This window comes from Kitasatospora sp. NBC_01300 (assembly GCF_041435235.1).
Taxonomy (GTDB): Bacteria; Actinomycetota; Actinomycetes; order Streptomycetales; family Streptomycetaceae; genus Kitasatospora.
On the sequence record NZ_CP108408.1, the window covers coordinates 1507860 to 1530458 of the forward strand.

The 22599-nt window shown below is 71.4% G+C and carries 20 protein-coding genes; 8 read left to right on the forward strand and 12 right to left on the reverse strand.

Annotated elements, in window-relative coordinates; all coding sequences use genetic code 11:
* Positions 1-292 precede the first annotated feature (292 nt).
* The 6 genes from OG556_RS06565 to OG556_RS06590 form a co-directional block, all read right to left on the reverse strand.
* Positions 293-1387, reverse strand: a complete 1095-nt coding sequence (locus OG556_RS06565; protein ID WP_371516269.1) for a radical SAM protein — start codon at positions 1385-1387, stop codon at positions 293-295.
* Between the two features lie 13 nt (positions 1388-1400).
* A complete protein-coding gene (locus OG556_RS06570) occupies positions 1401-1934 on the reverse strand; it encodes a class IV adenylate cyclase (RefSeq protein ID WP_371516270.1) in 534 nt (177 codons plus the stop codon).
* On the reverse strand, positions 1852-2529 hold the full coding sequence (locus tag OG556_RS06575) for an AAA family ATPase (protein ID WP_371516271.1): 678 nt from the start codon (positions 2527-2529) through the stop codon (positions 1852-1854). Before OG556_RS06575 ends, OG556_RS06570 begins: the two co-directional genes overlap by 83 nt.
* 22 nt (positions 2530-2551) lie before the next feature.
* Positions 2552-3499, reverse strand: coding sequence for a hypothetical protein (locus OG556_RS06580; RefSeq protein ID WP_371516272.1), 948 nt, complete (start codon positions 3497-3499; stop codon positions 2552-2554).
* Complete coding sequence (locus OG556_RS06585) at positions 3496-4179, reverse strand: ATP-binding protein (RefSeq protein WP_371516273.1); 684 nt, start codon at positions 4177-4179, stop codon at positions 3496-3498. The genes OG556_RS06580 and OG556_RS06585 overlap by 4 nt, the downstream gene beginning before the upstream one ends.
* A gap of 123 nt (positions 4180-4302) precedes the next feature.
* The gene (locus OG556_RS06590) at positions 4303-4623 is read right to left on the reverse strand and encodes a hypothetical protein (protein ID WP_371516274.1); all 321 of its coding nucleotides are present in this window, start codon (positions 4621-4623) and stop codon (positions 4303-4305) included.
* 156 nt (positions 4624-4779) lie between these two features.
* Between OG556_RS06590 and OG556_RS06595 the strand changes: the two genes are divergently transcribed.
* The 3 genes from OG556_RS06595 to OG556_RS06605 are packed head-to-tail and all read left to right on the forward strand — an operon-like array spanning position 4780 to position 7256.
* A complete protein-coding gene (locus OG556_RS06595; protein ID WP_371516275.1) occupies positions 4780-5865 on the forward strand; it encodes a hypothetical protein in 1086 nt (361 codons plus the stop codon).
* 13 nt (positions 5866-5878) lie between these two features.
* Positions 5879-6547 (forward strand): YdcF family protein, encoded by a 669-nt coding sequence (locus OG556_RS06600; protein WP_371516276.1) that lies wholly within the window; start codon positions 5879-5881, stop codon positions 6545-6547.
* Positions 6548-6569: 22 nt separating this feature from the next.
* Entirely contained in the window at positions 6570-7256 is a 687-nt protein-coding gene (locus OG556_RS06605) for a WbqC family protein (protein WP_371522596.1), read from the forward strand.
* 389 nt (positions 7257-7645) lie between these two features.
* Here OG556_RS06605 and OG556_RS06610 read toward each other — a convergent pair whose 3' ends face one another.
* Complete coding sequence (locus OG556_RS06610) at positions 7646-10498, reverse strand: DEAD/DEAH box helicase (RefSeq protein ID WP_371522597.1); 2853 nt, start codon at positions 10496-10498, stop codon at positions 7646-7648.
* Positions 10499-10853: 355 nt separating this feature from the next.
* Between OG556_RS06610 and OG556_RS06615 the strand changes: the two genes are divergently transcribed.
* Together OG556_RS06615 and OG556_RS06620 are read left to right on the forward strand one after the other, a co-directional pair.
* Positions 10854-11228, forward strand: a complete 375-nt coding sequence (locus OG556_RS06615; protein WP_350877952.1) for a hypothetical protein — start codon at positions 10854-10856, stop codon at positions 11226-11228.
* A gap of 29 nt (positions 11229-11257) precedes the next feature.
* Positions 11258-11635 carry an ArsR/SmtB family transcription factor gene (locus OG556_RS06620; protein ID WP_371516277.1) on the forward strand — a complete coding sequence of 126 codons (378 nt, stop codon included), beginning with the start codon at positions 11258-11260 and terminating at the stop codon, positions 11633-11635.
* A gap of 103 nt (positions 11636-11738) precedes the next feature.
* Here OG556_RS06620 and OG556_RS06625 read toward each other — a convergent pair whose 3' ends face one another.
* The gene (locus tag OG556_RS06625) at positions 11739-12911 is read right to left on the reverse strand and encodes an aminotransferase class V-fold PLP-dependent enzyme (protein ID WP_371516278.1); all 1173 of its coding nucleotides are present in this window, start codon (positions 12909-12911) and stop codon (positions 11739-11741) included.
* A gap of 82 nt (positions 12912-12993) precedes the next feature.
* Between OG556_RS06625 and OG556_RS06630 the strand changes: the two genes are divergently transcribed.
* The 3 genes from OG556_RS06630 (at position 12994) to soxR (ending at position 18382) form a co-directional block, all read left to right on the forward strand.
* Positions 12994-15084, forward strand: a complete 2091-nt coding sequence (locus tag OG556_RS06630; protein ID WP_371516279.1) for a prolyl oligopeptidase family serine peptidase — start codon at positions 12994-12996, stop codon at positions 15082-15084.
* A 191-nt stretch (positions 15085-15275) separates the two neighbouring features.
* A complete protein-coding gene (locus tag OG556_RS06635) occupies positions 15276-17636 on the forward strand; it encodes an immune inhibitor A domain-containing protein (RefSeq protein ID WP_371516280.1) in 2361 nt (786 codons plus the stop codon).
* A gap of 254 nt (positions 17637-17890) precedes the next feature.
* Positions 17891-18382, forward strand: coding sequence for a redox-sensitive transcriptional activator SoxR (gene soxR / locus OG556_RS06640; protein WP_371516281.1), 492 nt, complete (start codon positions 17891-17893; stop codon positions 18380-18382).
* A 260-nt stretch (positions 18383-18642) separates the two neighbouring features.
* Here the strand turns inward: soxR and OG556_RS06645 are convergent, their stop codons facing one another.
* Genes OG556_RS06645 through OG556_RS06660 form a run of 4 tightly spaced genes read right to left on the reverse strand, consistent with a single transcriptional unit; the run spans position 18643 to position 22589 of the window.
* Positions 18643-19620: an ABC transporter ATP-binding protein gene (locus OG556_RS06645; protein ID WP_371516282.1), complete on the reverse strand. Its 978-nt coding sequence runs from the start codon at positions 19618-19620 to the stop codon at positions 18643-18645.
* Positions 19617-20615, reverse strand: a complete 999-nt coding sequence (locus tag OG556_RS06650; RefSeq protein ID WP_371516283.1) for an ABC transporter ATP-binding protein — start codon at positions 20613-20615, stop codon at positions 19617-19619. The genes OG556_RS06645 and OG556_RS06650 overlap by 4 nt, the downstream gene beginning before the upstream one ends.
* Positions 20615-21601 carry an ABC transporter permease gene (locus OG556_RS06655; protein WP_371516284.1) on the reverse strand — a complete coding sequence of 329 codons (987 nt, stop codon included), beginning with the start codon at positions 21599-21601 and terminating at the stop codon, positions 20615-20617. The genes OG556_RS06650 and OG556_RS06655 overlap by 1 nt, the downstream gene beginning before the upstream one ends.
* A 31-nt stretch (positions 21602-21632) precedes the next feature.
* Positions 21633-22589, reverse strand: a complete 957-nt coding sequence (locus OG556_RS06660) for an ABC transporter permease (protein WP_371516285.1) — start codon at positions 22587-22589, stop codon at positions 21633-21635.
* Positions 22590-22599: the final 10 nt, after the last annotated feature.

The following is a 22599-nucleotide window of genomic DNA, read 5'->3' on the forward strand; positions in this document are numbered from 1 at the left end:
TGGCGACTGGTTCACACGTCGGAGTGAGCGTCGATGCCAACCAGCAGCGCTGGAAGGCGGTCGGCGACGTTCTTGCGTGAGATCGCTCGACCCGAGCGAGGCCACCAGCCACAACTCCCTAACTCCGTTGATACATCTCCAGGACTCGGCCCTCAGGTACCACACGGTAGTGACGTACGACGGCGAGGCGCAGCCGAAGCCAGGGTGGGGGTGGAAGCCGCCGGACATGCGAAGGGCCCGCACGTTCGAGTCGAACGTGCGGGCCCTGGATACCCGACCGACAGCCAGAGACTCAGGCCGCGGCACCGTACTCGCTCGTCAACCGCCGGACTTCGGCGTCCTTGAAGGCCCGCACCTCTTCCACGATCCCGCTCTCCGACAGATCGGCCACGGGGACGCAGAGGTCCATGCGCTGGATGCAGACGCCGAGCATGTACTCCCCCTGTTCGGCGAGGTACAGGCGGATGCCGTAGTAGCCTTCCTCGCAGTCCGTGTCGTTGTTGAACCGGCACGACGCGCACGTGTACGGGAGCCTTACGGGCAGCAGCCGCTTCACGTAGACCGCTCGGCCGCCGAGCGCCCGGTACAGGGTGCGCTCGTCGGAGGTGCCGGCGGTGAACGTCCGAAGCACCGGTTCCGCGCCGACCCGGGCCAGCACTTCGGAGATCGCCGCGATCGACTCCGCGCCGTCCTGGATGCTGGTGAGCATCCGCACGTCGGCGAACTGGCCGTACGACTCGACCAGGTTGACGACCCGGTCCACGTGGGCCATTCCGGGAACGACGATGTTCACGGAGACCTTCACACCGTTGGAGACGGCGGACCGGACGGTCTGTTCCGCTGCCCGGATCTTCGCCTCGGCCAGGCCCGCCGACCTGAAACGCTCGGACTGGACGGCCTGGAGTTCTTCGGCGGTGGTACCGAAGACCGAAATGTTGACCCGGTTGAGGCCGGCCGCCGAACACTCCGGGATGACCTGCCGACCGCGTTCCCCGTTGCTGGTCATCCCGACGCTCAACCCCATGCCGGTGAGCGCCGCGACCAGCGCGGGCACCTCCGCGTGGAGGGTGGGCTCCCCTCCCGTGAGATGAACCTCGTCGGCATCGAACGCCCTCGCCACGGTTCGCACCGCCCGCCGGAAGGCCATGTCCGGGGCCATCCTGCCGGCGAGGAAACCGACGCCGTTCGTCTCACTGTAGATCGACACGCGCCCGGTCCTGCCCGGGCCCGCGACGAAGGGCAGTTCGGCGCGGCCCTGATTGTCGACGGTGACCGGGGTTCCCTCGTTGTGGCAGAACGTGCAGGCCAACCCGCAGTCGTCGATCACCTTGATGCGGATGGTCCTGTCCCGGACGACCCGGACTGCCGGGCGTTGGGTAGCTGACAAGGCTCGTCTCCTGTCATTCGAACGTGAGCCGGGGAATCGCGTCGATGTCGATCCCGTACCGGCGGTAGACCTTGGTCGTGTTCTCGCTCGTCAGCTCCTCCAGAGGAAGCTTGAGCGCGCGGGCGGTCGCGTGGACGTGTTCGGCGCTGTCGCCCTCGATCTCCAGGTACGGGGGGATCAGCGGCCAGTGGTCGATCTCGACGGCCGCGCCGCCCAGCGTCCAGGAGGACCGACGGTTCTCCTGGTACGCCTTCGGCTGGTAGCCGAGCTTGCCGAGGAGCGTGTTCGTGGCGTCGAAGCCACCGACCGTCGTCTCCGTTTCGGTCACGCCGTCGATCGCATCGGAGTGGATCTCCTTGACGCACAACGTGACGTCGGTACCGGTGTCACGCAGCCGGACCCACGCGCCCGGCCGGCCGGGGATGTCGTAGACGTAGCGGCGCTGGAAGCGGTCGACCACATGCTCAGCCCCAGCCTCGGTCAGGAGCACGCGGATCTTCTCCGGATCGACGTTGAGGATCTTCGCTTCGAACTCGGTTGCGGTCATGGGGAATTGCCTTCCTCAGCGTGATACGGGCAGATGAGCGCACGGTATCGGCGATGCTGCGAGCCACCTCATCAGGCGTGCGGCCGGTGCCGTCGACCCGCAGCAGTCCGAACGCCCGGTACACGCGGGAGCTTTCGGCCACGTTCAGCTCCTCCCGCCGGTGCCAGGAGCTCAGCGTTCCCAGCTCGGCCCGCCGACGAAGCCGCTCCTGGCGGACGCGTTCGTCCACCTCCAGCAGAATCGGCACGTGCGGGACGAGGGCTCCCTCCGGGTACTCCGGCAAGCAGCCGTGACCCATCGCCCTGTGTGTGGCGATGGTGCGCGGGAAGTAGGACTCGACCACCACCGTCCGACCGCTCCCGATGAGCGCCCTGGCGGTCTCGGACTTGATGTGGTTGGCCATCATCCACCAGTGGAACCGCGCCGGCAGGATGTCGGCGGCGTCGACTTCCGCACGCATGCGGGGGAACGTCGGCAAGGTGTCGTCCGTGAGGTGAACGCCACCGAGAAGGCTGGCGACCAGCGGGGCGACGGTGGTCTTCCCGCTCGCGCTGAGTCCGTCGACGGTGACGAAGAACCCTCGGGTCACGTCCATGTGAACTCCTCGTTCGGTCTTGTCATCGCAGCCCCCAGTTCCACGGGGCCGGGTGGGCACCGCGCAGGCATGCGACCCGGTGGGCCGCCTTCTGGCGGAGGTTGGCGTCGAGGTGGGCGCGGCGCACCGTGTCCATCACTGCGGTGAGGACGACGATGTCGCGCACGACCTGATAGCCGGACCAGGCACCGATATAGGGGTGGTCCGGGAGCCGGTCCTCCCGCTCGTAGGAGAGGTAGGTGTCGGCGTAGGTGCGGTGGTCCTGACGCGGGCCGGTGAGCAGTTCGGAGCGCCAGCGGGCGGCAACGAGGTCCCACTCGCGGTGGCCGCGTCTGAGCGGGCGGCGCAGGAGGAGTCCGACGTGGGTGCCGTCGTCGTGGACGGGGACCATGCCGAGGGCACCGAGGACGACGGTGTCCCGTGTCGGCCAGTCGAGGTAGTCCCACTCTTCTCGCAGTTGGGCGGCGCGTTCGCGCAGGAACCGGCGGGCGGATTCGTCCAACGGCGCTTCGTCCAGGCCGTCCAGCAAGCCGGCGAACGGGTCGTGCTCTCGCAGCCAGAACGCCGTCCCGGGGACGATGCGGTGGGTGAGGGCGGTCACCCACGCGGACAGGGATGTGTCGGTGCTCGGCTTCCCGGGGTCCTGCCAGAAGGTCACGGCCCGGCCGTCGGCGGCCGCGCGAACCTCGGTGTAGTAGGCGGAGGTGACGGGGAGTCGGTGCTCCCGGAGGAACTGCGCGCCCTTGATGAGCGCCCAGGCCTCGTCCACGTCCGGGTGGACGATGGCGAGTGCGCGCGAGCCGAGCGACCACAGGTGATTCGGGCTGTCGCTGAGCAACTCGGCTTTCGCGGGGTCGTCGCCGGTGGCCACGCAGGCCTGCGTCAGGGCCTCGTAGGAGGCCGCGATGTCCAGTCTGCGGGCGGGGCCGATGGTCTTGAGCAGCGCTCTGGTGCGCGTTCCGACGCTCACGGAGCAGTCCTCGGGTACGGAGTGGAAGGGTGGACGGGAGTCGCGGCCCGGCCCGGCCCGTGGAGACGTCGGCTCGCGGCCGTCGGCACGGCGGTGCGCTCCCCATGCCGTTGAGCCGGCCGGTTCGGCCTCGGCGCATTCCCGGGTGCGTGCCCGGGGCCGACCATCAGGCAACGCTCGGGGGGCCGCACGACGGTCTTCGGCTGCACTTCCGCCTCAGCGGCGGTGGCCTGGCCGAAGGTCGCCGGTTCCACGTCGAGTTCGAACCAGACGGACCAGCCGGTGGGCCGCCCCTGAAGGTCGATCCGCTGGTGCCATCCGATGTCGTCCGCGTAGCCGTCGACGACCACCAGTCCGCGGCCGCTGGTCGCGTCGAGGTCGTCGATGCTGCTGTTCATCGCCGGTTCGACCACGCTCGGGTCCGTGACGGTGATTCGCAGACGGTCCCGTTCCCAGTCGACGTCGATCTCGATCGACAGCTCGGCTTCACCGCCGGGTCCTGGACCGGTGGCGTGCTTGATCGCGTTGTCGATGAACTCCGACGAACACACGCGAAGCGCGTACGCCCGGGATTCGTCGAGGACGATGCCGACTCTCGCGACCTCCTCGGACATCAGGTCGCGCATCGCGCCGAGGGACGCGGTGGTGACTGTGGCTTTGACCTCCAGGACACGGTGCATGGCTGTTCCTCCGGGCTGGACGTGGGGAGACGGTCCCGGGCCGTTGGCGGGGGTGGCGAGTGATGGTCAGTCATCGCGTGCTCGCGGAGACTCGCCGCGCCAGGGGCCGGGGGGGGCAGTTTTCTAGGTCCGAGTGACCAAGAGGCGTATGCCGACGTCCTCAAGGTGCTTGCGCCGTCTGTCGGCGGCAGCCTGGTCGCCGAGGTGCGCGATCGTGGGCAATACGACGGCGTACACATCGCGCTGCTCTTCGATGCCGGTGATGAGGGCATCCGGCTCGGCACCCTCATCGGTGATCACATCGACGAGGTGGAGTTCCTGCCGCTCGCAGAAGGCGTCGAGGACCCCGGTCAGAGCTCGCCGACGAGGTAGCCCCGCAGCGACCGCTGTGCGGAGCAGCCCAATGACGACGGGCGGTGGGACCGATAGTTGCTCGGTGAGCATGCTGGACGGTTCCTTCCGGTCAGCGGGGTTGTCGGCTTCCAGACTGCGGGAGGCTCCGTCGTCGCGGAATCGCGTGCCGTGGCAGTTCCGTGGCAGTTTCGCCGCACCACCACGACCTGCGGTGCTTCGATGGCACCCCGGAGCGGAGGTATGGCAATGGCGGCAGTGATCGTGTGGACCGGGCTCGAAGCGAGGGCTCTGCGGCTGGCGTGCCGCAAGTCCGTCCGGGACTGGGCAGCGCAGTTGGGCATGTCGGTCCGCGCGGTGTCGAACTGGGAGAAGCTGGGCGTGAGTACCAGGCCGAGGCCGGACACCCAGGCGATCTTCGACACAGTGCTGCGCCAGTGCGATCCCGATGCTCGTATGCGATTCGAGGCACTGGTGGCGCAACAGGTCGGCGCTCCGGTGCTCGCGGAGATCCAGGCCGGGCCGCGGGCATGGGAGTACGAGACGTGGGCGGAGGACATCGAGAGGGCGGTTCTGGCGGCGTCCCGGCAGGAGTTCGCATCAGCGGGAGTCCTGCTGGAACGTTGGCGGTCACGCTGGCCGACGGTCGAACTCGACGACCGCGGCCTCTACCTGCTGGCCCGCTCGACGGCCTTGGTGGGAGACCTCCGCCGTGATCAGGGCGCACTGCTCGGCCCGCTGTCAGCGTCGGCCTCGTACGCCAAGGCCCGATTGTTGTACACCCAGCTCGACATCCCCAGGCGGACGGCTCAGTTGGACCTGGCGTTGGCCGTGGTGACTGAGATGTCCGGACAGCTCTCGGCTGCGGCGGATCGATACTCGGACCTTTCCGGTGACGTTCGCCTCAGCGCACGGGATCGGACTCGGGCGGCCCTATGGGTGGGAACCTCGCTCGACAAGCAGGGCTCACACGAACAGGCCATCGGCATCGCCGAGTCGGCGATCCGGGCGTTCGAGAACCTGGGTGAGGCGGACGACTGGGCGACAGGCAACCAGAAGCTTGCTCTCGCGTACCGCGGTGCAGGGAATCTCGGGGAGGCGGTCCGGTTGATCGAGGTGGCGAGGACGAACACCAACGGTTCGGCACCGATGCAGGACGTCCGGCTGACCACCGCGCACGGGCACATTCTGCTGACCGACCGCGCGACTGCCGGGGAGGGGCTCGCCCTGCTGGAAAGGGCCGAGGTGATGGCGGACAAGTACGGTATGACCCACCAGCGGAGGAGCATCCGAGGCATCCGGTCCGGATTCCAGCGGGAACGGTGCCTTCAGTGAGCAGGAGAAGAACGTGGCGGACACTCAGCAGCGCGAGATCACCGACCGACAGTGGGCGGACGCCACGCTGATCTGGGAATACCACCAGATGGGGCACGAGCGTCGGCCGTGCGATGTGGCGATCGGTCTGGGCTGCCACGACCTCGGAGTGGCGGCCGAGACGGCAGCCCTGTACCTGGACGGCCTGGTGCGGAGGATCGTGTTCACGGGCGGGCCGAACCCGTCCCGGCCGGAGCTCTTCCCCCGAGGTGAGGCCGTGCACTTCACCGAGCACGCCATCGCCCTCGGGGTCCCCGAGCATGCGATCCACCAGGAGCCCCGCGCCCGCAACACCGGGCAGAACATCCAGTTCTCCCGTGACGTTCTGGAGGCCGCCGACATCGAGGCACGGTCGGTGCTGCTCGTGACCATGCCGTACATGGAGCGCCGGGCGTTCGCGACGTGCCGCAAGGTGTGGCCGGAGGCCGAGGTGGTGTGCGCCTCGACCCCGATGAGCCTGAACGACTACGTGAAGAGCATCGGCGACGACAAGCTCGTGATCGACAGCCTCGTGGGCGACCTCCAGCGGGTGATCGAGTACCCGAGGCGCGGGTTCGCCGTTGCCCAGGAGGTCCCGGAGACGGTTCATGATGCGTACCAGCGGCTTCTGGCCGACGGATTCGACAGCAAGACCCTCAACTGACGCGGCGCCGCCCTCCGGGCTGGTGTGCGCTGTCCACCAACCCAACTTCCTCCCCCGGTTGTCCACCGTGGCGAAGCTGGCCGCCGCGGACGTCTGGGTGGTCCTCGACGATGTCCAGTTCAGCCGCCGTGACTACCAGCACCGGGCCAGGACGGGGCCGGTCGACGGCACTGGCCCGGCCCGGTGGCTGTCCGTCCCCACGCACCTGCCGGACGGAAGATCGACACTGATCCGCGACGCCCGCACCGTCGACGCCCCGCGCAGCATCCGCCGGGTGGAACACGTCCTCCGCCGGCATTACGGGGTCAGTCCCTTCTGGCCTCGGTTGGCGGCTGACCTGCCGGGGCTCCTGACGCTCTTCAGGAGTACCGACCGGACGGCGGAGATCGCCGAAGCATCCACCCTGCTACTGCTCCATGTCCTCGGCTGGTCGGGAGCGACCGTGCGCAGCAGCACCCTGTCCGCCGATTCCGGGCGGACGCAGCGCCTCGTGGACCTGTGTCAGGCAGTCGGCGCGGATACGTACCTGTGCGGCACAGGCGGCAGCAGGTACGTCGAGCCGGACCTGTTCACGGCTGGACGGGTCGAGCTGCGACAGTTCGGCGTACCGAGCACGGGCGTGTGGGCCGGTGCCCGGCAGGTCAGCGCAGTGCACAACCTGATGGTGCACGGGCCCGACAAGGTGAAAGCGGCCCTCGAAATGGCATGAGAGGTGTTCGGCGCCCTCGCTCGGGTGGAGCGAGGGCGCCGGGGTTCAGCGTGGCAGTCGAGTTCCTCTTCTCCACGGGAAGTTGACCGTATCGACTTCCTACGCACCCCTCACCAACCCGGTGTCGCTTCCGTCATCGGAAAGCTCCTGCCCCTGCCATCGGCGGGGCAGGAGCATTTCTTCTGCGTAGGAAGTCGGCTGGGCCGACTTCCTACGCAATGTCGTCGAAGCCCAGGCGGCGAGGCGAAGCCGAAGCCGCTCAGGGGGGTGGGGGTGGGGAAGCGCCGTGGCCGACGGCCTGGCGCTTCCCCACCTTCGTTGTCAGGGAGGTGGAAAAGCGGAGGGCCCGCGCGCTCGGGGAGCGGGCGGGCCCTTGCGGGGGTGAGGGGTCAGCCCACCGAGGAGTAGGCGATGATGCCGCGGCGCAGGCCGTCGACGGCCTTGCGGGCCGTCCGGCGCAGTTCGGCGTCCTCGCCGGCCGCGTCCTGGATCTGGCCGAGGACGTCGATCAGTTGCTTGGTCCAGCGGACGAAGTCGCCGGCCGGCATGTCGGCGTCGCGCAGCACCTGGTCCAGGCTGTGGCCGAGGGCCCAGCGGTGGGCGGCCCAGGCGAAGCCGAGGTCGGGCTCGCGCTGGCCGACGCCCTCGGCGGTGTTGATCCGGTGCTGCTCCTCCAGGGCGTCCAGGTGGCCCCAGATCCGGACCATCTGGCCGAGCGCCTCCTTGGCCGCGCCCTCCGGCACCCGGGGGGCGGTGGCGTCGTCGGACTGGCGCGCCTCGTAGACCAACGCCGAGGCGCAGGCGGCGAGTTCGGCGGCGTCCAGGCCGCTCCAGACGCCTTCGCGGATGCACTCGGAGGCGAGCAGGTCGAGTTCGCCGTAGAGCCGGCCGAGGCGCTTGCCGTCGTCGGTGACGGTGTCGCCGCTCAGGTAGCCGAGGTCGGTGAGCAGCCCGCAGACCCGGTCGAAGGTGCGGGCGATGGTGTGGGTGCGGGAGCGCATCCGGCGTTCCAGCACCTCGGTGTCGCGGTGCAGGCGGTGGTAGCGCTCGGCCCAGCGGGCGTGGTCCTCGCGCTCGTCGCAGCCGTGGCAGGGGTGCTGGCGCAGTTCGGTGCGCAGCCGGGTGATCTCCTGGTCGTCGGCGGCGGCCGCGCGGCCCCGGCGGAACCGCTCGGGTTCGAGGTGGCCGGCCTTGGTGCGCAGCGCGGAGGCGAGGTCCCGGCGGGACTGCGGGCTGCGCGGGTTGAAGGACTTGGGGATGCGCACCCGCTCGACGGCGGCGACCGGGTACGGGAAGTCGATCATGGCGAGCCGCTTGACCTGCCGCTCGGCGGTGAGCACCACCGGGCGGGGCCCGTCCTGGAAGTCGGGGTGGCGGCCGACCCGGCCGTTGCGGCTGACCGGCGGCAGGCCCGGGTCGAGGACGAGGGCGAGGCCGGCGAACTTGCCGGTGGGGACGTGGATGACGTCGCCCGGCTTGAGGTGCTCGATCGACTCGACGGCGGCCGCGCGGCGCTGGCTGCTGCCCTCGCGGGCGAGTTCGTTCTCGCGGTCCTTGAGCCGGCGGCGCAGGTCCATGTACGCGTCGAAGTCGCCGAGGTGGCAGGTCATCGACTCGCGGTAGCCCTCCAGCCCCTCCTCGTTGCGCTGGACCTGGCGGGCGATGCCGACCACCGAGCGGTCGGCCTGGAACTGGGCGAAGGAGGTTTCCAGCAGTTCGCGCGAGCGGTGCCGGCCGAACTGGGAGACCAGGTTGACGGCCATGTTGTAGGACGGCCGGAACGAGGACTTGAGCGGGTAGGTGCGGGTGCCGGCCAGGCCGGCCAGCGCCTCCGGGTCGAGTCCGCGCTGCCAGAGCACCACGGCGTGGCCCTCGACGTCGATGCCTCGGCGCCCGGCCCGGCCGGTGAGCTGGGTGTACTCGCCGGGGGTGATGTCGGCGTGGGTCTCGCCGTTCCACTTGACCAGCTTCTCCATGACCACCGAGCGGGCGGGCATGTTGATGCCGAGGGCCAGGGTCTCGGTCGCGAAGACGGCCTTGACCAGGCCCTTCACGAACAGCTCCTCGACCACCTCCTTGAACCGCGGCAACATCCCGGCGTGGTGGGCGGCGATGCCGCGCTCCAGCCCGTCCAGCCACTCGAAGTAGCCGAGGACGTGCAGGTCCTCGTCGGGGATGTCGGCGCAGCGCTCCTCGACGAAGGCCCGGACGACGGCGCGGTCGGCGTCCTTGTTGAGCCGCAGGCCGGAGCTGAGGCACTGCTGGACGGCGGCCTCGCAGCCGGCCCGGCTGAAGATGAAGGTGATCGCGGGCAGCAGCCCCTCGGCGTCGAGCCGGTCGATGACGTCCACCCGGCCCGGCGTCCAGACCCGGCCGGGGCGCCCGTTGGGCATGCTGCGGCCCCGGCCGCGGCCGAACCGGTCGCGCGGGTTGCGGTCCAGTTCGGAGCGGGCGAGCCGGACCAGCTCGGGGTTGACGGCCTTGCCGGGGTTGCGCGGGCCGTCCTTGGGGCGGCCGTCCCGGTCGGGGTTGGCGAACAGGTCGTACATCCGGTTGCCGGCCATCACGTGCTGCCACAGCGGCACGGGCCTGGTCTCGGAGACGATCACCCGGGTGCCGCCGCGCACGGTGTCCAGCCAGTCGCCGAACTCCTCGGCGTTGGAGACGGTCGCGGAGAGCGAGACGAGGGTGACCGACTCGGGGAGGTGGATGATGACCTCCTCCCAGACGGCGCCGCGGAAGCGGTCGGCGAGGTAGTGCACCTCGTCCATGACGACGTAGCCGAGGCCGTCGAGGGTGCTGGAGCCCGCGTAGAGCATGTTGCGCAGCACCTCGGTGGTCATGACCACCACGGGGGCGTCACCGTTGACGGTGTTGTCGCCGGTGAGCAGGCCGACCTTGGCGGCGCCGTAGCGCTTGACCAGGTCGCCGTACTTCTGGTTGGACAGCGCCTTGATGGGCGTGGTGTAGAAGCACTTGCGGCCGCCCAGGAGGGCCAGGTGCACGGCGAACTCGCCGACGATGGTCTTGCCCGAGCCGGTGGGCGCGGCGACCAGGACGCCCGAGCCGGCCTCCAGCGCCTCGCAGGCCTCCAGCTGGAAGTCGTCCAGCGGGAAGTCGTACAGCTGCTGGAAGCCGTGGAGCGCGGTCGCCTGCTCCTTGGCCCGGCGGCGGCTGGCCGCGTACGCCTCGGCGGGGCTGAGCTCCTGGTCGTCGTGGGGCTGGGGCTCAGGGGTGTTCATCGCCGTCCGGGTGTGGTTGGTGTGATCTCGCATCTCAGCGAGAGGTTACCCGGCGGCACTGACATCGATAGCACCGTTTTTCCGTGCGACTTTCCGTGCGGCTTCCCCACGGCTTCCGTACGGCTTTCCCTGCGGCTTCCGTGCGGCTTCCGTGGGGCTTCCGCACGGCGGGATCGGCCGCGGGATCATTCCGGGATCGCTTTCCTCTCACATCCATAGTTGCAAACATCTTCAAGTGATCGGAGTCCGACCAGCTTCGGACGTCTCCGGTCATCCCCGGTGGACCGCCGCCGGTCTCCCTACCGTCGTTGCCACGGCGGAGCGACCGCCACCAACTCACGGGAGGACACCGACGATGGCGAACCTGGAGACGTCCCTCAAAGAGGCCATGGGGATCGACGGGGCGATCGGCGTGGCCCTGGTCGACTACGGCAGCGGCATGGCGCTCGGCAGCCTCGGCGACGGCGGCGAACTGGACCTCAACGTCGCCGCCGCCGGGAACACCGACGTGGTCCGCGCCAAGATGCGGGCGATGGAGATGCTCAACCTGCACGACAACGAGATCGAGGACATCCTGATCAGCCTCACCAACCAGTACCACATGGTCCGACCGATCACGACGCCCACCGGACGCGGCCTCTTCCTCTTCCTGGCGCTCAACCGCGGCCGCTCCAACCTCGCGATGGCCCGCCACCAGCTCAAGCGGATCGAACTCTCGCTGGAGATCTGAGCGGACCGACACCAGGGAAGGGGGGACTCGTGGCGGTAGCGCTCTACCAGGCCAAGGCCGAGTTCTTCCGGATGCTCGGCCATCCCGTCCGGATCCGGGTGCTGGAACTGCTCCAGGCCGGACCGACGCCCGTCCGCGGGCTGCTCGCCGAGCTGGAGGTCGAACCCTCCAGCCTCTCCCAGCAGCTCGCGGTGCTGCGCCGGTCCGGCATCGTCACCGCCACCCGGGAGGGCAGCACGGTGGTGTACGCGCTGGCCGGCGGCGACGTCGCCGACCTGCTGCGAGCGGCCCGGCGGATCCTCACCGGGCTGCTCGCCGACCAGAACCTGCTGCTCGCCGAGCTGCGGGCCAGCTCCGAGCGGGCCGGCTCCGACCGAGGCAACTCCGAGCGGGCCGGCCCGGAGTAGCCGTACGGACCGGCCCGGACCAGCCACGTGCGGACCGGCCCGGACCAGCCACGTGCGGACCGGCCCGGACCAGCCGCGCGCGCAGGCCGGCCCCGCGCGCCGGTCAGCCCTTCAGCAGGTCGGCCAGCCCGTCCGCCAGCCGCTCGTACTCCCGCGGCCGGTTGTACAGCTGCGCGCTGACCCGCAGCACCCCGCCGCCGGCCCACGGCCGGATCGCGATCCGGGTGCCGAGCCGCTGCCACACCTCGTCCCGCAGCGGTCTCACGTCCTGCTCGGCCTCGACGCACCCGGCCGGCAGCCGGACGGAGCGCATCGAGACTCCGGGCGTCGCGGGCAGCGGCGACAGGCCGGCCCGCTCGACGAGCATCCGCTGGCCGTACCCGGCGAGCGCGGCGTTGTGCGCGGCCACCGCCTCGGGGCCGAGCTCGCGCAGCAGCTCGAACCCGGCCGGGGCGGCCAGCCAGCCCGTGTAGTCGCAGGTGCCGCGCCATTCGACGTTCCACGGGAAGCCCCGGTCGTGCTCCCAGGAGAAGGTGAGCGGGCGCACCCGGTCCACCCACTCCGGGCGGACGGCGAGCACGCCGGTGCCGCGCGGGGCGAAGGCCCACTTGTGCAGGTTGCCGAACCAGAAGTCGGCGTTCGGGTCGACCGGGGCGGGCAGCATGCCGGGGGCGTGAGCGCCGTCCACGACGGTGGTCACGCCGCGCTCGCGCAGGTCGGCGAGCAGGCCCGCTCCGGCGACCAGACGGGCGGTGGGCGAGGTGATCTGGTCCAGCACCGCGACGGTGACGCGCTCGTCGACGGCGGCGAGCACCGCCTCCCGGACGGCCTGCTCGTCGGGGGTGTCCAGCGGCAGTTCGACCTCGACCACCTCGGCGCCGGTCTCGGCGGCCCGGCGCTCGGCGGCCCGGGTGACCACGCCGTAGCCGTGGTCGGTGACCAGGATCCGGTCGCCGGGCGCGAACGGGATGGTGTCCAGGGCGATCGCGACCGCCTCGGTGACGTTGGAGACCAGGGCGAGCCGGTCCGGGTCGACGGCCAGGTCGGCGGCGATCCTGGTCCGCGCCGCCCCGACCCGGGCCGGCAGGTCGGCGAAGAAGCCGTCCGGGTCCAGCTCGTGTTCGGCGCGCAGCCGCTGCTGCGCCCGCTGCACGGGGACGGGCACCGCGCCGAACGAACCGTGGTTCAGGTGCGCCGCGTCCGGTGAGACGCCGAACAGCCCGTCGGCCGCGGGCAGCGGGGCCGGGGGTTCGGCGGTCCACAGGTCCTCGATCACGGCATCCTCCGCATTGTGATGTGTGACATTTCACATGACAGGGTACTGGTCGGGTGGCGTGCCCCGAGACGACGATCGGGCCGTGACCATCACCGACCCCTTCCTGTCGCTCAGCGCCCGCACCGGCCGGTTCACCTTCGGTGCGCCGCGCGCGTTCACCCTCGCCGAGGACGGTACCCGGCTGCTGCTGCTCCGCTCGACCGGTTCCGAGGATCCGGTCGACCGCCTCCACCTGCTCGACACCGCCACCGGCGAGGAACGACTCGTGGCCGACCCGGCGGTCCTCGCCCCCGGGCGCGCCGGCCGCCGCGACGACCTGCCCGCCGTCGAACGACGGCTGCGCGAACGCACCCGCCTGGTCGCCGCCGGCATCGGCACCTACGCGGCCACCGCCGACCTCGCGACCGCCGTCCTCGTCCTCGACGGCCGGCTGTTCCGGATCGACACCGCCACCGGCACCGGCACCGAACTGCCCGTCGCCGGGCCCGCGTTCGACCCCCGTCCGGACGCCGCCGGCGAACGCGTCGCCTACGTCGCCGACGACACCCTGTACGTCACCCCCGACCTCGAACCGCTCTCCCCCGCCGACGGCGCCCGCTGGGGCGTCGCCGAGTTCGCCGCCGCCGAGGAGCTCGGCCGCTCCCGCGGCCACTGGTGGCGCCCCGACGGCGGCGCGCTGCTGGCCGCCCGGGTGGACGAATCCGCCCTCCCCCGGCGCTACTTCGCCGACCCCGCCCACCCCGGCGAGCCCGCCGAGGACTTCGCCTACCCGCAGGCCGGCGGCCCCAACGCGGACGTCCAGCTCTGGGTGCTCGGCCTCGACCGCAGCCGGGTACGGCTCCGCTGGGACGCCGCTGCGTTCCCGTACCTCTGCGCCGCCACCTGGGCCTCCGACCAGGAGCTGCTGCTCACCGTCGCCGACCGGCTCCAGCAGCACGTCCTGCTGCTGACCGCCGACCCGGCCACCGGCGAGACCCGCGAACTCTCCCGCACCACCGACGAGTTCTGGGTCGACGACCTGCCCGGCACCCCCGCCCGGCTGGCCGACGGCCGACTGCTCACCGCCCACGACAGCCCGCAGGCCCGCGGCCTCGCCCTGGACGGCAAGCCGCTGGACACCACCAGGCTCCAGATCCGCCGGGTGGTCGGGCAGTCGGACGGCCGGCTGCTCTGCGAGACCGGCCAGGGCGACCCGGCCGACCAGTACGTCCACCTGGTCGACCCGGACGGCGGCGCACCCGAACCCGTCACCACCGGCCCCGGCGTGCACTCCGCACTCGCCGCCGGCCGCACTCTGCTGCTCACCACCGCCGACGCCGACGGCATCCGGCGCCGACTGCTGCGCGACGGCTCGCTCGACGCCTCGCCCGACGGCCCCGCGCTGCCGCTCACCGACCTGAGCGCCGCCCTGCCCTACCGGGTGCGCCCACGGCTCGCCCGGGTCACCGAACTCGGCCTGCCCACCGCCGTGGTGTACCCCCGCAACCACGTCCCCGGCCGCCGGCTGCCGGTGCTGCTGGACGTCTACGGCGGGCCCGGCTTCCAGGCCGTGGCGACCGAACCGCGCCGCTGGCAGCTCCGCCAGTGGTGGGCCGACCAGGGCTTCGCCGTCGTCACCACCGACAACCGCGGCACCCCGTTCGTCTCGCCGGAGTTCACCCGGGCGATCTTCCGCCGCTTCTCCCAGGTGGCGCTGGACGACCAGGTGAACGCCCTGCAGGCGCTCGCCGGGCAGCACCCCGACCTCGACCTCGACCGGGTCGGCGTGCGCGGCTGGTCGTACGGCGGGTACTTCGCGGCGCTCGCCGTGCTGCGCCGCCCGGACGTCTTCCACGCCGCCTGCGCGGGCGCCCCGCCCACCGACTTCCGGCACTACGACACCGCGTACACCGAGCGCTACCTCGCGCTGCCGCAGGACAACCCGGAGGGCTACGCCGACGACTGCCTGGTCACCGACGCGCCCGGGCTGACCCGGCCGCTGCTGCTGATCCACGGGCTGGCCGACGACAACGTCCACCCCTCGCACACCCTGCTGCTCTCCGAGGCGCTCACCAAGGCGGGCCGGCCGCACAGCGTGCTGCCGCTGCCGGGCGTCACCCACATGACCCCGGGCGGAGTGAACGAGCAGGTCACCCAGGCCGAACTCGCCTTCCTGCGGGCATCCTTGGGCTGATTCGCCGGATTCCGGACAAGGGCGTCGCACCGGTGGTGCGGCGCCCTTCGCCTTGCCTCCACCTCTTCCACGTGACCCGTGACATGTGAAATATTACCTGCGCTTCACCGAACGATTACTCCCACCCGGACCGCCCGAAAGCCCGGTAGCCCGGAAGCCCGAGACCCCATCCCCCCGAAAGGACCGGTCAGTTGCGCAGACTGTCCGCCGCTCTCGCGGCCGCGCTCACCACGAGCGCGATAGCCGCCACCCTGCTGGGCACCCCCGCCCAGGCCGCCGCCCCCGCCCCCGCCACGATCGCCGCCGCCCCGGCGGAGCAGGGTGCCGAAGCCCCGCCCGCACCGCTCGCCCCCCAGGAGCGCGAGCGCCAGGCGCTCCGCACCAAGGCCCTGGAACAGCTCAACCAGGGCGCCGTCGCCAAGACCGCCGGCAAGCGGGCCCCCGCCAAGGTGAAGGTCGGCAACGACTACGTCCAACTGGCGCACCAGCGCACGGACAAGGTCTTCGTGATCCTCGCCCAGTTCGGCGACCAGGTCGACAACACCACCCAGTACAACGGCCAGCCCCGCTACGGCGGCACCCCCGGCCCGCGCCACGACCAGATCCCCAAGCCGGGCAAGGGCGACAACCACACGCTGTGGGAGCCGGACTTCAGCCGCGACTACTACCAGAAGATGTTCTTCGACGACACGCCCGGCGCCGTGTCCATGCGCAACTACTACCGCACCCAGTCCTCCGGCCGCTACGACGTCCAGGGCACCGTCAGCGACTGGGTCACCGTCCCGTACAACGAGGCCCGATACGGCAGCAACAAGGGCCCGCAGGGCTCCGGCGCCTGGACACAGGGGCAGGAGTTCATCCGGGACGCCGTCAAGGCCTGGTACGACGGCGAGATCGCCAAGGGCCGCAGCGTGGCCGACATCAAGGCGCAGCTCGCCCAGTACGACGCCTACGACCGCTACGACCACACCAAGACCGGCGAGTTCAACCAGCCCGACGGCTACCTCGACAACGTCATCGTGGTGCACGCCGGCGTCGACGAGACCTGGGGCGGCGGCGCCCAGGGGGCCGACGCGCTGTGGGCGCACCGCAGTTGGACCTTCCCCGACGCGACCGGCCAGACCGGCCCGGAGGGCAACAAGATCGGCGGCGCACCGGTCGGCGACACCGGCCTCTACGTCTACGACTACGTCCAGGCCGGCGAGAACAGCGGCGTCGGCCTGTTCGCCCACGAGTACGGCCACAACCTCGGCCTGCCCGACCTGTACAGCACCAACGGCGGCGACAACAGCGTCAACTTCTGGTCGCTGATGTCCTCCGGCTCCTACCTCGGCAAGGGGCCGAACACCACCGGCGGCTACCCCGGCGACCTCGACGCCTGGAGCAAGCTCCAGTTCGGCTGGCTCGACTACGACGAGGCGCAGGCCGCCACCCGGTCCAGCCACGCCCTCGGCGTGAGCGGCTACAACACCGACCAGGCCCAGGCGCTGCTCGTCCACCTGCCGGACAGCACCACCAGCACCGACCTCGCCGACCCGTACGAGGGCGCCAGGCAGTGGTGGAGCGACACCGGCGACAACCTCGACAACTCGCTCAGCCGGGACGTCGACCTGCGCACCACCACCGGCCCGGCCGCCCTGGACGCCGCCGCCTGGTACGACACCGAGCAGGACTACGACTTCCTCACCGTCGAGGCCTCCACCGACCAGGGCAAGCACTGGACGGCCCTGGGCGGCACCGTCGACGGCGCGCCGATCGGCAACACCAGCGCCAACACCCCCGGCCTCAGCGGCAGTTCGGGCACCTACCGGAAGCTGCACATCCCGCTGGACGGCTACCTCGGCCGGCAGGTCCGGCTGCGCTTCCACGCCACCTCGGACAACAACACCCACGGCCGGGGCGCGCTCGTCGACGCCGTCAGGATCACCGCCGGCGGCACCGAGCTCTTCGCCGACGGCGCCGAGAACGGCGCCAACGGCTGGACCGCCACCGGCTTCACCGTCATCACCGGCCGCACCGCCGTCAAGCAGCACCCGCGCGCCTACCTCGCCGAGAACCGCCGCTACACCGGCTACGGCGCGTTCCTGAAGACCGGCCCGTACAACTTCGGGTACAGCGGCGTCGCGGGCAAGGCCGACGTCGTCGACACCTACCCGTACCAGGAGGGCGTCCTGCTCTGGCTGTGGGACACCGCGTACGGCGACAACAACACCAAGGACCACCCCGGCGGCGGGCTGATCCTGCCGATCGACGCCCACCCGGCCGCGGTCCGCTTCGCCGACGGCACCCTGGTCAACGGGCGGGCGCAGACCTACGACGCGCCGTTCTCGCTCAAGCCGACCACGGCGTTCACCCTGCACAAGGGCGGCGTCGCGGTGCGGATCCCGTCCGAGCCGGCCGTCCCGGTCTTCAACGACCACACCGGCACGTACACCGACCCGGCCCTCCCGCAGCTCGCGGTGAAGGTCCCGGACACCAACACCAGGATCGAGGTCGTCCGGGAGTCCCAGGGCGGGCGGATCACCACCGTCCGGGTCGGCCCGGCCTCGTAGGAACCCGCGGCGAAGGCCCCGGGCCCCCGACGAAAAGGGGCCCGGGGCCGGCTCATGGGTCCCAGCCCACCCGGCGAGCGGTTCACGCCGACCTCCGGCGAGGCCTTTCGGCACCGGCTCCAGAGGGTAACTGTCCTGCTCAGAAAGGGCAGTAACGCTCTGCGCAGCGACCGGTACGGCCACGTCCGGTACGCTGGATCTTCAACAGGACTTGAAGTCAAGAAGTCAAGAAGCCGAGGAGTCGAGGAGCAGGCATGGACACCGCACCGGTCGACCTGCTGAGCGTCGGCGAGGTGGCCCGGCGGGCCGGGATCGCCACCTCGGCGGTGCGCTTCTACGAGGACCAGGGGCTGATCTCCTCCGAGCGGTCGCCGGGCAACCAGCGCCGCTACCGGCGGCACGTGCTGCGCCGGATCTCACTCATCCTGGTCGCCAAACGGCTCGGCATCCCGCTCTCCGAGGTGGCCGAGGTGTTCACCGGGCTCCCCGAGGACCGGATGCCGGGCAAGCACGACTGGGACCGCATCTCACGGCGCTGGGCCGAACAACTGCGCGCCCGGCGTGCCGAGTTGGAGCGACTGGAGGAGGAGCTGACCGGCTGCATCGGCTGCGGCTGCGTGTCGCTGCGCCGCTGCCGGGTGCTCAACCCCGGGGACGAACTGGCCGCCGAAGGGCCCGGCCCGCGCCGGCTGCTGCCGGGCACGGCGGGCACGGCGGGCGAGGCGAGCGGGTCGTCCGGACCGTGAGAACGGCCGGGCCACGAAAGCGGCCGGGCCATGAGAACAGCCCGACCGCGAGAACGGCCCGACCGTGAACACGGCGGAACCCGGTCGGACGCGGCCCTCGTGAGGTTCCCCGCCGCGCCCGACCGGGCGTCTGCGGCGAGGGATCGCGTCCCTCGCCCGTTGGGTGCCGTACCGCCCGGCGTGGGGGCAACTGGGCGGTACGGCGGCTCTGTGTGCCCGGCCTCAGCCGGGCTCGGTCGCTCCCCGAAGACCTCCGGGAATCAGGCCTCCGGGAAGTGGCAGGCCGCCTCCCGGCTGCCCGGCCCGGCGATCTGCAGCAGCGGGCGGTCCGTGCGGCAGATCTCCTGCGCCTTGGGGCAGCGCGGGTGGAAGGTGCAGCCGGACGGCGGGTTCGCCGGGCTCGGCGGGTCGCCGAGCAGCACGATCCGCTCCCGCGCGCGCTCCGCCGCCGGGTCGGGCAGCGGGACGGCGGACAGCAGCGCCCTGGTGTACGGGTGCGCCGGGCTGCCGTACACCTCGGCCTTGTCGCCGATCTCGACGATCCGCCCGAGGTACATCACCGCCACCCGGTCGCAGACCCGCTTGACCACCGAGAGGTCGTGCGCGATGAACACGTACGCCAGGCCGAGCTCCTGCTGGAGCCGCTCCATCAGGTTGACCACCTGGGCCTGGATGGAGACGTCGAGCGCGGAGACCGGCTCGTCGGCGATGACCAGCTTCGGCGAGGTGGCGAGCGAGCGGGCGATGCCGATGCGCTGCGCCTGGCCGCCGGAGAACTCGTGCGGGTAGCGGTCGATCTGCTCGGGGATCAGCCCGACCAGCTCCATCAGCTCGCCGGCCCGCTTGCGCGCGTCGGCCGCGCCCGCCCCCTGGAGCATCAGCGGCTCGGAGATGATCCGGGCCACCGTCTGCCGGGGGTTGAGCGAGGAGTACGGGTCCTGGAAGACCATCTGCAGGTGCCGCCGGTGCGGTCGCAGCCGGGCCTGGGAGAGCCCGCCGATCTCGGTGCCGTCGAAGGTGACGGTGCCCGAGGTCGGGTCGAGCAGCCGGACGATCATCCGCCCGGTGGTGGACTTGCCGCAGCCGGACTCGCCGACCAGGCCGAGCGTCTCGCCCTTGCCGACGTCGAAGCTGACGCCGTCGACCGCCCGGACCAGGGCGCCGGCGCGGCCGGTGCGCCCGCGCCGGCCGGGGAAGGTCTTCACCAAGTCCCTCACGGACAACAGGGTTTCGGTCATGGCCGGGCTCCTTCCGGCACCAGCGGCAGGTGGCAGGCGGCCTGGTGGCCGGGGGCGAGCGGGCCGAGCTCGGGTCGTTCGGCCAGGCAGCGGGCGTGTTCCTCGGCGGTGGCGGCGTCGGTGCGGGCGCAGCGCGGGGCGAAGGAGCAGCCGGGGGCGGGGGCGATCAGCGACGGCGGGCTGCCGGGGATGGCCCGCAGCGGGGCGTCGTCGGTGTCGTCCAGGCGCGGCAGCGAGTCCAGCAGGCCGCGGGTGTACGGGTGCCCGGGGGCGGCGAACAGCCGGTCCACCGAGGCCTGTTCGGCGGCCCGGCCGCCGTACATGACCAGCACCTCGTGGGCGACCCGGGCGACCACGCCGAGGTCGTGGGTGATCATGACGACGCCGAGGCCGCGCTCCTGCTGGATGCGGGCGATCAGGTCGAGGATCTGCGCCTGGACGGTGACGTCGAGGGCCGTGGTGGGCTCGTCGGCGATCAGCAGTTCGGGCTCGCAGGCGAGGGCCATGGCGATCATGACGCGCTGGCGCATGCCGCCGGAGAACTGGTGCGGGTACTCGTCGACCCGCCGGGCCGGCTCCGGGATGCCGACCTCGGCCAGCATCTCGACCGCCCGCGCGCGGCCCGCCTTGCGGTTGGCCTTGAAGTGCACCCGGTAGTGCTCGGCGATCTGCTCGCCGACGGTGTAGAAGGGGTGCAGGCTGGACAGCGGGTCCTGGAAGATCATCGCGATCCGGCGGCCCCGGACGGTGCCCAACTCCCGTTCGCCGAGCCCGTTGAGCTCCATCCCGTCGAGCCGGATCGAGCCGGTGACGGCGGCGCCGCGGTGCAGGCCCATGACGGCGAGCGAGGTGACGGACTTGCCGCTGCCGGACTCGCCGACCAGGCCGAGGGTCCGCCCGGCCTCGACGGCGAAGGAGATGCCGTCCACCGCCCGGACGACGCCCCGGGGCGTGTCGAAGGAGACCCTGAGGTCGTCGACCTCCAACAGAGTCATCAGTACCTCACTCTCGGGTCGACGTACGCGTAGAGCAGGTCGACCAGCAGGTTCGCGGCGACGATGAAGGAGGCCGCGAGCAGGGTGACGCCGAGGATGACGGGCTGGTCGGAGCGGACCAGCGCGTCGTAGAACAGCCGCCCGACGCCGGGCAGGCCGAAGATGGACTCGGTGATGACGGCGCCGGCCAGCAGGCCGCCGAGGTCCATGCCGAAGATGGTGAGGATCGGCGTCATCCCGGAGCGCAGCCCGTGCTTGACGGCGACGGTGGCGGGCGGCAGGCCCTTGGCCCGGGCGGTGCGGATGTACGGCTCGGCCATCGCCTCGATCATCGAGTTGCGGCTCTGCCGGGCGTACATGGCCGCGTACAGCAGGGCCAGGGCGATCCACGGCAGCAGCAGGTTGGAGGCCCAGGCGAACGGATCGTCGGTGAACGCGTGGTACGCCGGGTACGGCAGCAGGCCGGCTGTCCGGACGACGCCCCAGATCAGCATGATCGAGGTGAAGTAGACCGGCAGCGACGCGGCGCCGACCGACGCCACCATCAGCGTCCGGTCGGTGAGCCCGCCCTTGCGCAGCGCCGAGGTGACGCCGGCGCCCAGGCCGAGGACCAGCCAGAGCACGGCCGCACCGATGGCGAGCGAGACGGAGACCGGCAGGCGGTCGGTGAGCAGGTCCCAGACCGGCAGCGAGTACTCGTAGGAGTAGCCGAGGCAGGGGAAGCCGCAGTGGGTGGCGCTGGCGCCGCTGCCGTAGTCGCGCCCGGCGAAGATGCCGGTGAGGTAGGTGGCGAACTGCTCCCAGACCGGCTTGTCCAGGCCCATCGCCGTCTTGACCTCGGCGACCCGTTCGGGGCTGCAGGTCTTGCCGCAGGCGGCCACCGCCGGGTCGGAGGGCAGCAGGTAGAAGATGGTGAAGGTGATCGCGCAGACGGCCAGCAGGATGCCGGCCGCGGCGAGCAGTCGGCGTCCGAGGTAGAGGATCACGGCCGGCCTCCTCGGAGGTCGGGGGAGAGGGTCACGACCGGCCTCCCCGGGGGTCGAGGATGTCGCGCAGCGCGTCGCCGAGCAGGGTGAAGGCGAGCACGGCGAGGAACAGGAAGACCGTCGGGATCAGGAAGTACGTCGGGTCGGTCTCGTAGTGGACGATGCTCTCGGCGATCATCTGGCCCCAGGACGGGGTCGGCGGGCGCACGCCCACGCCGAGGTAGCTGAGCGCGGCCTCGGTGGCGATCATGCCGGGGACGAGCAGCGTGGTGTAGGCGATGATCGGGCCGGAGACGTTCGGCAGGATCTCCCGGGTGAGGATCCGCCAGGAGCGGGCGCCGCCGACCTTGGCCGCGTCGACGTACTCGCGGTGCTTGAGCGAGAGGGTCTGGCCGCGGACCACCCGGGCGATGCCGGGCCAGCCGAACAGGCCGATCACCAGGGTCATCAGCAGGATCCGGTTGACGTCCTTGGCCACCGACATCATCGAGATCATGAAGATCAGGGACGGGAAGGACATGGTGAGGTCCATCAGCCGGGAGAGCACGGCATCGGTGCGGCCGCCGAAGTAGCCGGCGGCGATGCCGGTCAGGGTGCCGGCGACCACGACCAGCACGGTGGCGGTGAACGCGATCAGCAGCGAGGTCTGGCCGCCGTGCAGGACCCGGGCGAACAGGTCGCGCCCGGTCGCGGGTTCGACGCCCAGCCAGTGCCGGGTGCCGATCCCGCCGAAGTCGCCGATCGGCAGGCCGCCGAGGTAGGGGTCGATCGCGCGTTTGTCGAACTCGTCGGGGGTCCAGCCGCCGAGCGCGCTCAGCGGTCCGGCCAGGGCGGTCAGCAGGACCAGGAGGGCGACGGTGACCAGGCCGAAGCGGGCCGAGCCCCTGGCCCACAGCTGGTCCCAGACCAGCCGCCACGGCCCGCGGCCGGCGGCCTTCGCGGGGCCCGCCGCCGCGACCGGCGCGGCGGGCTCAGTGCGTGTGCTCATCGTGGACGGC